This window comes from Corynebacterium timonense, assembly GCF_900105305.1.
In the GTDB taxonomy this organism is placed as follows: Bacteria; Actinomycetota; Actinomycetes; order Mycobacteriales; family Mycobacteriaceae; genus Corynebacterium; species Corynebacterium timonense.
In genome coordinates, this window is sequence record NZ_LT629765.1 from 49,936 (window position 1) to 64,707 (window position 14,772).

The 14,772-nt window shown below is 68.7% G+C and carries 12 protein-coding genes and 1 pseudogene; 8 read left to right on the forward strand and 5 right to left on the reverse strand.

Annotated features, from left to right (window positions below; translation table 11 throughout):
• Positions 1-27 precede the first annotated feature (27 nt).
• From BLT81_RS00220 to BLT81_RS00230, 3 genes are all read right to left on the reverse strand, one after another.
• Positions 28-3,804 carry a Pls/PosA family non-ribosomal peptide synthetase gene (locus tag BLT81_RS00220; protein WP_019195156.1) on the reverse strand — a complete coding sequence of 1,259 codons (3,777 nt, stop codon included), beginning with the start codon at positions 3,802-3,804 and terminating at the stop codon, positions 28-30.
• A gap of 60 nt (positions 3,805-3,864) precedes the next feature.
• A complete protein-coding gene (locus tag BLT81_RS00225; protein ID WP_019195155.1) occupies positions 3,865-4,311 on the reverse strand; it encodes a MarR family winged helix-turn-helix transcriptional regulator in 447 nt (148 codons plus the stop codon).
• 67 nt (positions 4,312-4,378) lie between these two features.
• On the reverse strand, positions 4,379-4,672 hold the full coding sequence (locus BLT81_RS00230; protein WP_083337232.1) for a rhodanese-like domain-containing protein: 294 nt from the start codon (positions 4,670-4,672) through the stop codon (positions 4,379-4,381).
• Positions 4,673-4,814: 142 nt separating this feature from the next.
• On the opposite strand from BLT81_RS00230, the gene BLT81_RS00235 reads away from it, so the two are divergent.
• The 4 genes and pseudogenes from BLT81_RS00235 to BLT81_RS12885 all read left to right on the forward strand — a co-directional run bounded on the left by BLT81_RS00235 (position 4,815) and on the right by BLT81_RS12885 (position 7,430).
• Complete coding sequence (locus BLT81_RS00235; RefSeq protein WP_019195153.1) at positions 4,815-5,522, forward strand: hypothetical protein; 708 nt, start codon at positions 4,815-4,817, stop codon at positions 5,520-5,522.
• A gap of 4 nt (positions 5,523-5,526) precedes the next feature.
• Positions 5,527-6,288, forward strand: coding sequence for a sortase family protein (locus tag BLT81_RS00240; RefSeq protein ID WP_019195152.1), 762 nt, complete (start codon positions 5,527-5,529; stop codon positions 6,286-6,288).
• 144 nt (positions 6,289-6,432) lie between these two features.
• A pseudogene (locus tag BLT81_RS00245) lies at positions 6,433-7,216 on the forward strand (integrase core domain-containing protein); the annotation flags it as partial.
• Positions 7,217-7,238: 22 nt separating this feature from the next.
• Positions 7,239-7,430, forward strand: a complete 192-nt coding sequence (locus tag BLT81_RS12885; RefSeq protein ID WP_019195151.1) for a hypothetical protein — start codon at positions 7,239-7,241, stop codon at positions 7,428-7,430.
• Here the strand turns inward: BLT81_RS12885 and BLT81_RS00255 are convergent.
• Entirely contained in the window at positions 7,427-8,671 is a 1,245-nt protein-coding gene (locus BLT81_RS00255; protein WP_040421880.1) for an HNH endonuclease signature motif containing protein, read from the reverse strand. The two genes, BLT81_RS12885 and BLT81_RS00255, sit on opposite strands and share 4 nt — an antisense overlap.
• A 1,533-nt stretch (positions 8,672-10,204) precedes the next feature.
• Between BLT81_RS00255 and BLT81_RS00260 the strand changes: the two genes are divergently transcribed.
• The gene (locus tag BLT81_RS00260; protein WP_019195150.1) at positions 10,205-11,305 is read left to right on the forward strand and encodes a hypothetical protein; all 1,101 of its coding nucleotides are present in this window, start codon (positions 10,205-10,207) and stop codon (positions 11,303-11,305) included.
• Positions 11,306-11,315: 10 nt separating this feature from the next.
• On the opposite strand, the gene BLT81_RS00265 is transcribed toward BLT81_RS00260, so the two are convergent.
• Positions 11,316-11,801: an inorganic diphosphatase gene (locus BLT81_RS00265; RefSeq protein WP_019195149.1), complete on the reverse strand. Its 486-nt coding sequence runs from the start codon at positions 11,799-11,801 to the stop codon at positions 11,316-11,318.
• A gap of 71 nt (positions 11,802-11,872) precedes the next feature.
• Here BLT81_RS00265 and dacB point away from each other — a divergent pair, with 71 nt between their 5' ends.
• The 3 genes from dacB (at position 11,873) to hpt (ending at position 14,752) form a co-directional block, all read left to right on the forward strand.
• A complete protein-coding gene (gene dacB / locus BLT81_RS00270) occupies positions 11,873-13,123 on the forward strand; it encodes a D-alanyl-D-alanine carboxypeptidase/D-alanyl-D-alanine endopeptidase (RefSeq protein WP_040421879.1) in 1,251 nt (416 codons plus the stop codon).
• The gene (gene tilS, locus BLT81_RS00275; RefSeq protein WP_019195147.1) at positions 13,124-14,008 is read left to right on the forward strand and encodes a tRNA lysidine(34) synthetase TilS; all 885 of its coding nucleotides are present in this window, start codon (positions 13,124-13,126) and stop codon (positions 14,006-14,008) included. It begins immediately after the preceding gene.
• A gap of 114 nt (positions 14,009-14,122) precedes the next feature.
• Positions 14,123-14,752: a hypoxanthine phosphoribosyltransferase gene (gene hpt / locus BLT81_RS00280; RefSeq protein ID WP_051011603.1), complete on the forward strand. Its 630-nt coding sequence runs from the start codon at positions 14,123-14,125 to the stop codon at positions 14,750-14,752.
• The last annotated feature ends 20 nt before the right edge of the window (positions 14,753-14,772 follow it).

The following is a 14,772-nucleotide window of genomic DNA, read 5'->3' on the forward strand; positions in this document are numbered from 1 at the left end:
GGATGTGGGGAGTGGGTGGTTCTGCGCCTACACCGGCTCGATGGGGTTGCCCTGCCACTGCGTGCCCGCGGGGACCTGGTCGCCGCGCATGAGCAGGGAGCCGGGGCGCACGGTGGCGCCGGCGCCGATCGTGGAGGCGGGCAGGGCGACGGAGTGCGCCGCGAGCGTGGCGCCCTCGGCGACGGTGACGGTGTCGAGGCTCATGACGCGGTCCTGGAACAGGTGCGTCTGCACGACGGTGCCGGGGCCGACGCTGGCGCCGGCACCGACGCTGCAGAGGTCGGTTTCCGGGAACCAGTAGGACTCGATCCACGCGCCGCGGCCGACGCGGACGCCGAGGGCGCGCAGGGCCATGTTCATCTCGCCGGTGCCGTAGGCGTGGTTGAAAAACCACGGCGCGGCGACGAGCTCAATGAACTGGTCTTGGAGCTCGTTGAGCCAGACGAACCAGCTGTAGAGGGGGTGATCGCCGGGCCGGTGCGCGCCCACGCACACCCACTTGGCCACGCACGCCATGGCGACGGCGGCGGCGCCGCACGCCATGAAGATGAGGCCGCCGAGGGCGTACGCCCAGAAACCGAGGTGGACCAGCGCGTAGTACACTCCGACGAGGAAGGCCGCGACGATCATGGCGTGGCCCATGGGGGCGAGCAGGCGCATCGTCTCCACGACGCCGCGCTTGCGTTTCACGCTCGCGCTCGGCCGGTACGTCAGCGCCTCGCCGCCGTCGGCTTCGACCTCGACGCGGCGCATCCGCTCGGGCGGAGAGCCCCACCAGTTCGAGCCGGCCTTTGACTTCTTCGGTGCCGACGACAGCACCGCCACCAGCGAGTTCTTGGCCAGTTTGCGGCCCGGGCCGGTGATGCCGGAGTTGCCCACGAAGGCGCGCTTGCCCACGGTGGTTTCGGCGGTGCGCACCCAGCCGTGGCCGAGCTCGTAGGTGCCCACGAGGGTGTCGTCGGCGAGGAAGGCGCCGTCCTTCACAGTGGTCAGGACGGGCACCATGACGGCGGTGGAGATCTCTACGTCGCGCCCGACCGTGGCGCCGAGGGAGCGCAGCCACGCGGGCGTCAGGGCGCCGGCGTAGAGGGGGAAGAGGCGCGTTCGGGCGTCGTCAAGCAAGCGCGTGATGGTCCACAGCTTCCAACCCTGGACGGAGCGCACGGGGGCGACGCCGGGGTGGATGCCGCGCGAGAGCACGCGCACGCCACACCACGTGAATACTATCGACGCCCCGAGGCAGACCACCCCTCCCACCGGCGCGAACAGGAGCGCACCGACGGCCGGGTGCCCGCCCGTGACGGCGATGAGCGCGAGCACGGCCGCGACGCCGAGGGCGCCGGCGGCGACGGGCAGCAGCGCCAAGCCGAGCGCCGTGAGGCCGTAGGCCCACACCCACCAGGGGCGCCGCGAGGGCCGGTGGTCGGGGAAGCGGTGCTTCGAGCGGCCCACCTTGCGCGCGGGCGAGCCGGCCCAACGCGCGTTCTTCTTCACCGGCTTGTCGCCGGTGACGGTCGAGGCGGCCTCGACGTGCGCGCCGACGTGGATGCGCGTGCCCGGCAGCAGCGTCGAGCGCGCCCCGACGCGCGCGTCGGCGCCGATGGAGATCGCCCCGACGCGCAGGGTGTCGCCGTCGAGCCAGTAGCCGGACAGGTCCACCTCCGGCTCGATGGCCGCCCCCGCGCCGAGGGTGAGCAGGCCGGTCGTCGGCGGCAGCGTGTGCACGTCGACGCCCCGGCCCACGGTCGCGCCGAGCAGGCGCGCCACGTACGCCACCCACGTCGAGCCCGAAATGCTGAGCGCGCCGGAGGCCTGGATCCAGCGCTCGGCGGCCCACAGGCGCATGTGCGTCACGCCGCCGCGCGGGTAGTCTCCCGGGGCGATGCGCCCGCGGATCAGCCTCGCGCCGAGCGGGCCGATGTGCAGGCGCCCCAGCGGGGTGCACAGCACGACGAAGGCCACGGCGAGGGCAACCCAATCGAGGCGGAGCCACCCCAGCGCCGTGGCCACGATCGCCCACCACGTGACGTAGGTGGCGGCCTGCAGCGTCATCACCGGCACCTGGATGAGGGTCTGCGCGAGGCGGGTGCCCGCGCCGACGGGGGCGACGCGGCGCTCCCGGGCGGTCTGCGCCGGGGCGCCGAGCGAATCGATGAAGGTGGCCAGCGCCTCGAGGCGGGGGTGGTCGTAGAGGTCGCGCACCGCGATGGTGGGTACGCGCTCGCGCAGCCGCGCCACCAGCGTGGCGGCGGCGAGCGAGGAACCGCCGAGGGCGAAGAAGTCGGCGTCGCGCGACTCCACCGGCATGCCCAGCACGTCGAGCCACACCCCGGCCAGCCAGGCCTCGGTCTCCGTCATGCCGGCGACCTCGGCGGAGGCGGGCAGCGGCCACGGCAGGGCCTTCTTGTCCACCTTGCCGGAGGTGCGGACGGGCAGCTCCTCCATCACGTGCAGGCGCGGCACGAGGGCCGCGGGCATGAGCTCGGCCAAGCGCTCGCGGGCGGCGGCGACGTCCCACGCGCGGGCGGGGTCGTCGAGGCTGACGTAGCCCACGAGGACCTTGTCGCCGGCGCCGGTGGTCTGCACCGCCACGGCGGAGTTGTACACGCCGTCGAGGGCGGCCACGTTGGCCTCCACCTCGCCGAGCTCGATGCGCCGCCCGCCGATTTTCACCTGGTCGTCGGCGCGGCCGATGAAGGCCAGGCCGGCCTCGGTGACGCGGACGTTGTCGCCGGTGCGGTAAGCGCGCTCCCAGTCGCCCAGCGGGGCGTACTTCTCGGCGTCCTTCGCCGGGTCAAGGTAGCGGGCCAGGCCGACGCCGCCGATGACCAGCTCGGTGCCGTCGACGGCGAGGTCCCAGCCGTCTAGCGCCCAGCCGATGGTGACGGGCTCGCCCGGACGCAGCCGCGCCGCCGAGGCCACGACGGTCGCCTCGGTCGGCCCGTAGGTGTTCCACATCTCGCGCTCCGGGGTGGCCAGGCGGTCCACCAGCTCCTGCGAGCAGGCCTCGCCGCCGACGATGAGCAGGCGCACGTTGTCCAGCGCCTCCGCGGGCCACAGCCCCGCGAGGGTGGGCACCGTGGACACGACGGAGATGTCGCGGCGGATCAGCCACGGGCCGAGGTCCTGCCCGGAGCGCACGAGCGAGCGCGGCGCGGGCACGAGGCAGGCGCCGTGGCCCCAGGCCAGCCACATCTCCTCGCAGTAGGCGTCGAAGGCGACGGAGAGCCCGGCGAGCACGCGGTCCTCAGGCCCGAGCGGGTCGTCCTGGCAGAACAGTCGGGCCTCGGCGTCGACGAAGGCCGCGGCGCTGCGGTGGGTCACGGCCACGCCCTTCGGGGTGCCGGTGGAGCCGGAGGTGAAGATGATCCAGCAGTCGTCGTCGATCGCGGGTGGCTCCGTGTCGCCCGCGTGCGGCGGGGTGAGCGCGCGGAAGCCCTCGTCGGTGAAGATGCCGTCGATGCCCGCCTCGCCGAAGACCATCTCGGCGCGCTCGTCGGGGTCGTCCGCGTCGACGGGCACGTACGCGCAGCCGGCCCACAGGGTGCCCAGGATGGCGAGGTAGAGGTCGGCGGTGCCGGAGGTCATGCGCACGCCGATGCGGTCCCCGCGGCGGATGCCCGCCCGGTGCAGCTGCGCCGCGACGTCGCGCACGCGCTCGACCAGCTCGGCGTAGGTGATGACCTCGCCGTCGTCGATCGCGGCGGCTTCGGGGTGGGCTGTGGCGGTGGCGACGAGGACGTCGATAAGCGTGCGCGGGGGAGGGGCGAGGTGGCTTCGAAGCAGCTTATCGACGTCAGACATGCGCCCAGAATAATATTCTATAGTGGATGGTCAAAATGATTGGTCAAAAACCAGTAATGCCTACTCGGCGTCCTGGTCCTGAAGGATCGCCTTCGACAGCTTCTTCAGGCTCTTGAGCTGCTTGTGCGTGCTCGCGTCGAGCGCGCGGTCCTCGGCGTCGGCTACCTGGGCGGCGAGCTCCGCCTGCGCCTTCGTGCCCTTTTTCGTCGGGGTGATGATCTGCCGGCGCCGGTCCTTGGGGTCCCGGTCGCGCGTGACCCAGCCGTGGCCTTCCAGCGAGTCGATGAGGCGGACCATGTCCGAGGCGTCAATGGCGAGCAGCTCCGACAGCTGCGTCTGCGAGTAGGGCTGCTCGTTGACGCAGGTGAGGATCCAGAACTCGCGCATCGTGGAGTCGTGCGCCGCCAGCGCGCGTTCCACCTCGTCCTTCGTGTGGCGGCGGACCCTCTCGATTTGGAAGGACGGGGACTTGGTCAGCGCGGAGGGGAGCTCGACAAAAGAGGCCATGGAAACAATGTAGCGCGCGGCCGTGGTGGGGTAAAACTTTTGGCTGTAACCAATATTTACGCGGTTGCTATGCCGTCGGCAGGTGTGCCTCCTGCCACGCGATCGTGCCGCCCTCGACGTTGATGGGCTCCTCCCAACCGAGCGCGCGCTCGAAGTACTCGCAGGCCTGCGCGGAGCGGCCGCCCGAGCGGCAGATGACGTAGATCTCGCGGTCCGGGTTGATCTCCTGGTAGCGGGTGGTCAGCTCGCTCAGCGGGATGTTCACCGCGTTCGCAGCGTGGACCTCGGCGTACTCTTCGGGCTCCCGGACGTCGATGAGCTGGGCGTCGGAGGGGACTTCGTTCACTGTGACGGTTCGCATGCAGGCGATGGTACAGGGGATGGTACAGGCGTGACACGTGTCGATGTAGTGGAAAAGGTGGCTATTCAAGGCTAAAGTTGCAATTGAGACTTTACTGTCGACGCTGACCGGGCTTGCCCGGCTGACCCGAGGAGACGAGACCATGAAGCGCACCCGTACGTTCATCGCCGCGGCAACCCTCGCCGGGGCGGTCGCGATCGCCCCCGGCGCGCACGCCCTTCCCGCAGAGACCACCGCCGCCACCGGCGAGACCTACTACCTCAACACGGAAGGCACGCACTACGTGCCCAGCAAGGAGGCCGCGGACACCCCCTTCGAGCAGCTCGACAAGGGCACCCGCGAGAGCTCCGTCCCCGTCGACGGCGCCGCCGATGCGGGGCTTGTCGACGCCCCCGCTCCCGCCCCGGCCGGCGCCCCCGCGGAAACTCCGCTCTCGCCGGAGGACGTCAACCCCGAGTCCGGGGCCCCCGTCGCCGCCGGCCTGATCTCGCTGCCCTCGGTCTTCACCGTCGAGGGCACGACCTACTACCTCAACCAGGACGGGAAGACCTACGTCACGGACATGGCGCGCATTGACGCCGAGCCGACGCCCGAGGAGGTCGAGGCGTCCAACGCCCTCCTGGAGCAGCACGGCGCCGAGGCTGGCCGCCAGGGCATCGCCGAGGCCCGCGCCGGTGGAGAGGCGCCCGCCGTCGAGGTCACCCGCACCGCCGCCGCTGCCGATCCTGCGCCCCGTGGCATCGGCGCCGAGACCGGCGAGAACGCCGTGGCCGCGGGCCTCGCCGCCTTCCTCGTCGCGTCCGTCATCGGCGCCGCCGTCTTCGCCTACGGTCGCCGCCGCCTGATCTAGCCAGATGGCCTCGACCGCCACCAGGGGCCCGGCCCCCTGGGTGTTCTGGGTGCGACGCGTCGGCGCCGTGGCGATCGCGGTGCTGCTGATCGCCCTCGTCGTGCGCGCCTGCTCCGGCGGCGACGACGAACCCGCGCCCAGCGCGGCGCGCACGGCCGTGGACGCCCCCGCCGACGCACCGGCTCCCACCCCGACGCGCCCGGCGCCCATCGCCGCGCCGACGCGCACGCAGATCCCGCCGAGCCGCCCCGTGGAGCTCGCCATCCCCGCCATCGGCCTGCGCGCGAGCTTCGAAAAAGACGACTGCCGCGTCGTCGACGACGTCATCGACCCCGTCACCCTCGACGAGGCGTGCGCCTACACCGCTCCCGACCGCCCTTACTCCCTGCCCGGCACCTCCGCCCCAGACGTCGTCGTCACCGCAGGGCACACGGGCGTCGGCGTCTCCGCCGTCTTTGACGCGCTTTACGACGGCAAGAACGACCGCCACAACGTCGCCGTCGGCGACGTCCTGTATATTCGCACCGAGGCCTCCGGGCCCGACTGGCTGACCTACGTCGCCAGCGACCTCCACGCCCCTAAGAAGGACGGGCTCGCCGAGGACCCCACCATCTGGGGCGACGGCGCCACGCCCGGGCGCCTGTTGACCATCAGCTGTATCCAGCCCGCCAACCCCCTCGCGCAATCCGTGCAGAACGCGGTTGTTGGCTGGCAGTACGACCGCGTCGTCAGCGAGCAGCAAGTCGCCGCGAACATGGGGGACTAGCTGTACTTCCCTGGGAGGTTGTGAACGGTGTGAGCGGATGGGGGGAAGCTTCCGGTGGTGGTGCAGGTACCGACTCGAACATCCACAACGGAGGCTTTCATGCCAGACCGTAACGCGCCTTTGATCCTGGCCGGTAGGTAGAAGATCGTGGATTTGGTTCTTGTCGACGGTTACTCCCAGCGCCGGGTGGCCAAGCGGCTGCAGAGTTCTCCGGCTACGGTCAACCGGAGGGTCACACGCGCCCGTAACGGAGAGGATCTCACCGGCCGCTCCAGTCGGCCCCACACGTGCCCGCACCAGCTGCCGGTGCGCACCCAGCGCCACCAGTGCGCTACGAGCGCAGCCAGCCTGGGGACATGTTCCGTGTCGAGATCAGAAAGCGTGGTCGTATCCCCGATGGCGGCGGCTGGCGGGTGCCCATGGGCGTGGCTTTGTACAGGATCGCCGTGCAGGGCGCCAGCGCAGCAAAGCGCACCGTTGCGGTGCGACCGCCGGACGCGGGTACTCCTATCTGCATCACGCCGTGAATGACTACTCACGGATGGTGTACTCGGAGATCCTGGCCGACGAGAAGAAGCACACCGCGGCCGGGTTTATGCAGTGTGCGAGTGCGTTCTTTTCCGCCTACGGCGCCGAGGTCACATGGGTGATGATAGATATACGGAGCCTGCTACCGTTCCACGGCGTTCAACGCTGCCCTGGGTGCGGTTAAGTATGTTGACACCAAGCCGTACCGGCCGCAGACCAACGGCACGGTCGAGCGGTTTAACCGCACCCTGATGCAGGAATGGGCCTACGCGCGCCCCGACAGCAGCGAAAGGCCCGGCAGCAGACGTACGCGGAGTTTATCCACGACTACAACGACCATCGTGCCCACACCGCTATCGGTGGCCTCACCCCCGCACAACGCGTTCACAACGTCACGGGGACGGACAGCCAGGCTTCCTGTTATGTTGCACAAGCCCTACGCCATCGCTGCCTTCGCCCTCCTCGCCCGCGCCGCTGACCAGACTGAAGAGATGCCGTTGACGTTTCTTGGTTGGCTCGAGGCGTTTGTTCCTTTCGGCGTCGGTGCTACCTCCGTCTTGTTCATGCTCGGTTGGCGTGGCATCGCGAGGCTCGTGCTGTCGAGGCGCCGCTAGACCCAGCTGAGCTCGTTGAACTCTTCCAGCGTCCGGGCGTCGTCGTTGCGCACGGGCAGCCCGCGGTCTGTGCTGACGTAGCGCACCCCACCCGGGCCCAGGAAATGAAAGTCCCCACCGTCGCGCAAAATGGTGATGTGGTTGTCGCTGACGAGGCTGTGGCACGCCGAACACAACGGCAGCAAGTTGTCCAGGTCTGTCGGCCCGCCGTCCGCCCAGTCACGGACGTGGTGCATTTCTATAAAGCGCGTGTGACTACACCCGGGCATCGCGCACTGGTGACGCCACATGAGCATCAGCGCGTTGACCTGGGCGTCGGAGGCAAGCCGAAATGCGCGCCCACTGTTGAGCACCAGCCCTGTGTCGTCGACCCTGTTGAGCCGGTAGTGGGCGTTGGCGAGGAAGTTTTTCACCGCCTTTGAGGGCGCACCAGGGTTGTAGGGCAGGTAGGCTTTGCCGTCGGTGGTCATGACGACGTTGACGTGCGCCCCCGGTGCGCGCAACGGGTTACGCGGCCGCGACAACGTCATATTCACCATGCCCATAAACGCGCTAACCAACACCTCCCCGATGGGCAGGCCGAAACCGGAACAGCCGCGTGTTTTCTTATCCTGGCGGTCTATTTCAGCGTCGATACGCTCCGGATCCACCGTCGCGTCGTTGCCCGCCAAGGATGCCCAGTTGACGTCGTGCCAGGCGAGTTCCCCGACCTTCATCGCCGCCATCACACGCGCGCCTTCCGCCGCGTTGAAGTCCGCCCACAGCTTTATACGCCCATCCGGCGCGGCTTTCAGACGCACGTAGGACGTCCTCGTCGCTTTCTGCGCCGGCTGGCGGAATTGCAGCAGCGCGATCTCCAACTCGTGGAACGTCATGGTGCAGGCCAGCTCTACCAACTCGGCCTCGTTGTCCTTGGTGAGCGGCGGCAGTATCAGTCTGACCTTGGAGTAGTTTGTTCGCCCTTCCAAGAATGCTTGTGCCATCACCTCGAAGCGCAGCATTGCGCGGGCAACCCTGACGTATTCGTGGGCGGTGGAGTTCGGTACCGCGATGCTCCGGACCAGCCACAGTGCGGTAGTTTGTGCGCCGAACTGGGGTGCGAGCCCGAGGACGTCGAAAAGTGCGATGGCGTAGAGTATCTGCGCCTTGCGGCGCGAGAATACGCCGAACCCTTTTTCGATGGTGTGCGCGATATGTGCGGGTGCGCTGTCCCTGCTGACGGTGGTCGGTGGTGTGTCCATTGCTCCCCCAAGCGTGTCGATCGTGTGTTTGATTGACAGTATAGCAACGGGTCGGACATGTGGGTTGAGCTGGCTAAAGGCAGATTTTCGACGTTTACATAGCGCGCGTGTTTGAGTGGGGTGGACTATGCAATGCATACATCCCAGCCCCGAAGCGGACGGGCCCGCAACTATGCAATGCATACCGATCAGCGCCCGACCACCAAGCGCACCGACTATGCAATGCATACCGATCAACGCCCGCGCGCCGAGCGCCGCGACTATGCAATGCATACCGATCACCCCCCCGGCCACCAAGCGCCGCGACTATGCAATGCATACCGATCACCCCCCCGGCCACCAAGCGCCGCGACTATGCAATGCATACGGATCAGCCCCCGAGCGCCAAAACTATGCAATGCATACGGATTAGCCCCCGACCGTCGAGCGCACCGACTATGCAATGCATGCACCCCAACCCCAACCGCCGAGCGCCGTGCCTATGCAACGCATACGGATCAGCCCCCGAGCGCCGCGACTATGCAATGCATACACCCCCGGCCCCGAAGCGGACGGGCCCGAAACTATGCAATGCATACGGATCAGCCCCCGACCGTCGAGCGCCGCGACTATGCACTGCATACGGACCGACCTCTGTTAGCGACGGTCGAAAAGTAGCCCACCCGGAAAAGATTGGATGGGCGATTTCATTGAAGGAATGGGCGTAGACCCGGTACCTGCCCGGGCAGGGTCTGTCATTGAGGAAGATCGCGGCCGAAGTCGGCTGTGCGAAGAAGGCGGTGGAGAAGGCTCTGGCTTCAGATTCGCCGCCTTGTTACAAGCCACGGGACGCCAAAGGCACGGGTTCCGTTCCGTTTGAGCCGCAGGTGAGGCAACTTCTTGCGGAGGCACCGCAGCTTAATGCCACGGTGTTGGCCCAGCGGGTGGGTTGGACAGGTTCGGAGTCATGGTTTCGCAACCACGTTGCCAGGATCCGGCCTGAGTATATGTGCGCCGACCCAGTCGATACCCTTACTCACGCCCCGGGGCGAACCACTTCGGTGGCGTCACCTTCGCCAGCGCCATGGTCGACCGTATAGTTCGCCATGCGAAAATCGTCCAACACCGAGGAGTAAGGCACCGCATCAAAGGGCGCAAAGTGCCCGCAACAATAACCCCCGAACCAAGGCACCGCCAGGCACAATAACAACGACCACACTGGGCTACTTTTCGAAGAGCGTCAGTGGGCTACATGTCGAGGCACGCTCACACGTCCACAACCTTGCCGAGGAAGTACAACTAGTGGCCGCCCGCGACTGCGGCGCGACCCGGAACACGCACGTGTGGCGTCGAGTAGCGCGGGCGACCTTCCTGATTCCCGAGCAGTGGCACTGGCATATCGTTTTCACCCCCAAAAAGGGGAGGCGTCAGTGATGTGACTCGTGTTGCGCATGTGACTTATGTGAAAACAGGGCTACAGTGAACTTGACCCTAAACCCTCACTTGAGACTTGAAAGACGGTGGGGGCCGCCCCACACAGCCCTGGAGGTTCCCGTGAAGAAGATTGCTTCGAGCATTCCCGCCCTGGCGCTCGCTGGCGCCCTGTCCCTGTCCCTCGTCCCCGCCGCCCACGCCGAGCCCGCCGGATCTGCCGTGGGCAGCAGCGGAAGCAGCGCGAACGCCGCGAGCAGCGGCCTAACCATTGAGGAAGGCAAGCCGCTCAACACGTGGGAAGCTGGCGGTGTCGCGGGCACCTGGGACGGCGTCGAGTGGTTCTACCACGAGGACGGGAAGCACGTCGTGGTCAATCGCGACCACGTCAAGGCGGACCTCAAGGGCCTGACCGAGGGCTACCTCACCATCGCGGAGTTCGCGCAGAAGGCCGGCTACGCACAGCCGAAGAACGGCAGCCAGGAGACGGGCAGCAGCGCGGCCTTCGAGGCCGCGAGCCAGCTGCTTCCCTTCGCCACCATCGGCGGCCTGGCCGGGGAGTGGGAGGGCCAGCAGTGGTTCTACAACCAGGACATCAACTACGTGGTGAACTCCCGCGAGCTGGTGAACAAGACGGTCGCCGAGGGGCAGGCCGGCGTGATGCTCACCCTCGACTTCGCGCGCAAGCTGCAGCGCGAGCTGCCCATCAACGTCACGCTCTTGCAGGGTTCCAGCGCGCAGGGCTCCGGTACGCAGGGCCTCAGCCTGCCTGGGTCCTCCGTGTTCGTGGAGAACACCGCCGAGCGCGAGGCGCGCACAGGCCAGCAGGCCAACGGCGGCTCGAGCTTCGAGGCTCTCAACGGCGGCGGCTTCGAGGCGAGCGTCGAGCTGCAGCGCCTCGCGCTCATCGCGCTGCCGGCGATCCTCTTCCTCGGCGGCGCCTACTACTACCTCAACGACGACGGCCGCACCTACGTCACCAGCTCGGGCCGCACCAGCTCCACGCCGACGGCGGAGGAGCGCTCCTCGTCCGAGAGCCTGCTGAGCAGCAACCGCGCCGAGGTGCAGCGCCAAGCGCTGGAGGTTACGCCGACGGCCGAGCAGGCGCGCGGCATCAGCGCCGAGACCGGCGTCAACGGCGTGTCCAAGGGCCTGATCGGCCTCGTGATCGCCTCGCTCGTCGGCGCGGCGGCATTCCTGGTGGGCCGCCGCCAGCTGGTCTAAGAGCTACGAGCTACTTCGTGTAGTTTTCCTGGGACTCGCGGAGGATGCGCTCAGCCTCCTCGCGGTTGCCCCAGCCGGAGCCGGACACCTCCTTGTTCGGCTCCAAGTCCTTGTAGTGGACGAAGAAGTGCTCGATCTCGTCCTTGGTGAAGTCGCTGATGTCGTCGATGTCCTGGATGGACTCGTAGCGCACATCGTCGAGGACGCAGAGGAGCTTGTCGTCGCCGCCGGCCTCGTCGGTCATCTTGAACACGCCGATGGGGCGCGCGATGACGGTCACGCCCGGGAAGACGGGCTCAGGCGTGATGACGAGGGCGTCGAGGGGGTCGCCGTCGTCGGCAAGCGTGTGCTCGATGAAGCCGTAGTCGGCCGGGTAGGCCATCGGGGTGAACAGGTAACGGTCGAGGTAGACGCGGCCCGTTTCGTGGTCGACCTCGTACTTGTTGCGGGAGCCCTTCGGGATCTCGATGATGACTTCGATGGCCTTGTCGCTCATGTGCGCTCCTTCATGCCGTCTGGTGGGTGGAAAGTACGCCAAATATCATACGTGGGCTACCCTTTAGCCCGATGAAGGTATGGACATGGGCAGTCGGCGCCGCCGCCGTGATCAGCGTCGGCGCGGTCGCAGGGATTGGGGTTTCCGCGCAGCAGCAGCGCGCCGAGCTCACGCACGCGCCCGCGTTCGAGCTCACGGCCCCCGCCCCCATCGTCGAGCCCGCGAGCCCGTCGCCTATCGACGCCACCACCCGCGCCGCGGAGATCGCCCGCCTCGCCGCCGACCCCGCGCTGGGCACCTTCCACGCGAGGATCTCCTCCGCGGATACCGGCGAGGTCATCTTTGACCAGCTCTCCGCCGACCCCCTGCGCCCAGCGTCGACGACGAAGGTGCTCACCGCCGCCGCCGCGCTGCTGGAGCTGGGCCCCGCCGACACCATCACCACGGACGTCGTCGCGGGTAAAACCCCCGGCCAGGTCGTGATCAAGGCGGCCGGCGACGTGTGGTTCGATGAGGAAACACTCGATCGGCTCGCCGCCGAGATCGGCAGCGCCGACGCCGTCTACGTGGACACCTCCGCCTGGCCGGGGGAGACGCTGCTGCCGGGGTGGGACCCCGTCGACATCGACGCCGGGTTCGTCGCCCCGCTCGAGCCGATCATGCTCCACGGCGGGCGCATCGGCGCCACCGAGGGAGACGTCCCGCGCTCGCACACCCCCGCCCTCGACGTCGCGCGCGCGCTCGCCGAGCGCCTCGGCGCCGACGTCGCCGACTACGGCGCCGCACCCGCGGGGGCACAGGTCCTCGCCAGCGCCGAATCGCCCGACCTGACCGCCCGCCTGAAGGCCATGATGAAAGACTCGGACAACGTCATGGCCGAGGCCATCGGCCGCGAAGTCGCCGCCCACCGCGGCGCGGCCAGCCCGCAGGCCACCCTCGACGCGCTCGCCGAGCGCGGCTACGACACCACCGCCGTCACGCTCGCCGACGGCTCCGGCCTGTCCACCTTCAACCTCATCCCGCCGCGGCTGCTCGATGAGCTGCTTGTCGACGCCGCACGGGCCGAACCCCTCCGCCCCCTGCTGTCCACCCTGCCCGTCGCCCACGGCGAAGGAACGCTCGCCGAGCGCTACGCCGACCTGCCCGGGCGCGGCTGGGTGCGCGCCAAGACGGGCACCCTCGACTCCACCTCCGCGCTGGCCGGCACCGTGACCAGCCGCGAAGGCAACGTGTACACCTTCGCCTTCATCTCCAACGGCAGCGACATCCTCGCCGCGCGCCGCGCCCTCGACGAGCTGGCCTCCGTGCTGCGGGAGTTCTAAATGCGCCCGTTCTGGCCGCGCCGCTCGCCGCACTTCGCGGCGTGCCGGCACGCCGTGCGCCCCTTCGACGGGCCCGCCGTCATCGGCCTGTCCGGCGGGCCGGACTCCCTGGCGCTCGCCGCGGCCGCCGCCGCGGAGGCGAAAGACGCCGTGGCGGTCGTCGTCGACCACGGCCTGCAGCCCGGCTCCGCCGATATCGCCCAGCGCGCCGCCGAGCAGGCCCGCGCCTGGGGGCTCGAGGCGCAGGTCGTGCGCGTCGACGTCGCGCCGGGCAACCTCGAGGCGCAGGCCCGGCGGGCCCGCTACGCCGCGCTGCGCGCCGCCGGCCGGGAGGTGTGGGTCGCCCACACCGCCGAGGACCAGGCCGAAACGCTCCTGCTCGGGGCCCTACGCGGCAACCCCTCCGGCATGGCGCCGCGCGAGGGTGGCGTCGCGCGGCCCTTCCTTACGCTGCGCCGCGCCGACACGCTCGGCGCATGCGCGGAGCTCGGGGTCGAGCCCTGGCACGACCCCATGAACGCCGACGCCTCCTTTCGCCGGGTGCGCGTGCGGCGCGAGGTGATCCCGCAGCTGTGCGAACTGATCGGCGGCGATGCGGTGCCCGCGCTGGCGACAACAGCCGCGCGGATTGCGCAGGGGCGGGAGCTTGTGGCGTCGATAAGCGAGGGTGCCCCAACCGACGACTGCGCCGAGCTCGCGCGCGACCCGGCGCCGGTGCGGCGGCGCCGCCTCGTCGCGTGGCTGGCCGGGCACGGCGTGGCTCCGGGCGGGGCGCAGCTCGAAGACATTGACGCGCTCGTCGTGCGGTGGAAGGGTCAAGGGCCGGTCACCCTGGCCGGCGGGCGCAGCGTGCGCAGGGTCGCGGGCAGGCTCGTGGTCACCTGAACCCAACCTGCAAAACCGCTGGTGGTTGTTCCCCGCGCGGGGAAGGTGGCAAGATGAGGGAGTTACGCGATGCGCTAGGGCTTGCGAGAAAGGGCACCGATGACAGGACACGAGCTGCACGATACGAAGAACTTCGACGTCCCCGCCAACCCGTACGGCGAGGACGTGGAGGCGATCCTCATCAGCGAGGAGGAGCTGCAGACACGGATCCAGCAGTTGGCGGACATGGTCTCTGAGAAGTACCGCGGCGCTGAGCAGGAACTCATCCTCGTCTGCGTGCTCAAGGGCGCTGTGTTCTTCCTGACGGATTTCGCGCGCCGCCTCGACATCCCGTGCCAGCTGGAGTTCATGGCGGTGTCCTCGTACGGCAACTCCACCACCAGCTCGGGCATCGTGCGCATCCTCAAGGACCTCGACCGGGATATCCAGGGCCGCGACGTGCTCATCGTGGAGGACATCATCGACTCTGGGTTGACGCTGTCCTGGTTGATGAAGAACCTGCGCGGGCGCCAACCCCGCTCTCTTAATGTGATCACCCTGCTGCGCAAGCCCGAGGTGCAGACAGCGCAGATTGATCTGCTGGACATCGGCTTTAACATCCCGAACGAGTTCGTCGTTGGCTACGGCCTGGACTACGCGGAGCGCTACCGCGACCTGCCGTACGTGGGCACGCTCCACCCGCGCGTCTACGGCGGGGTGGTCGAAGACGCCGTCGAGGCGGACGTGCGGGCCAGCGAGATCTAGACCTTTCCCACAACAACATA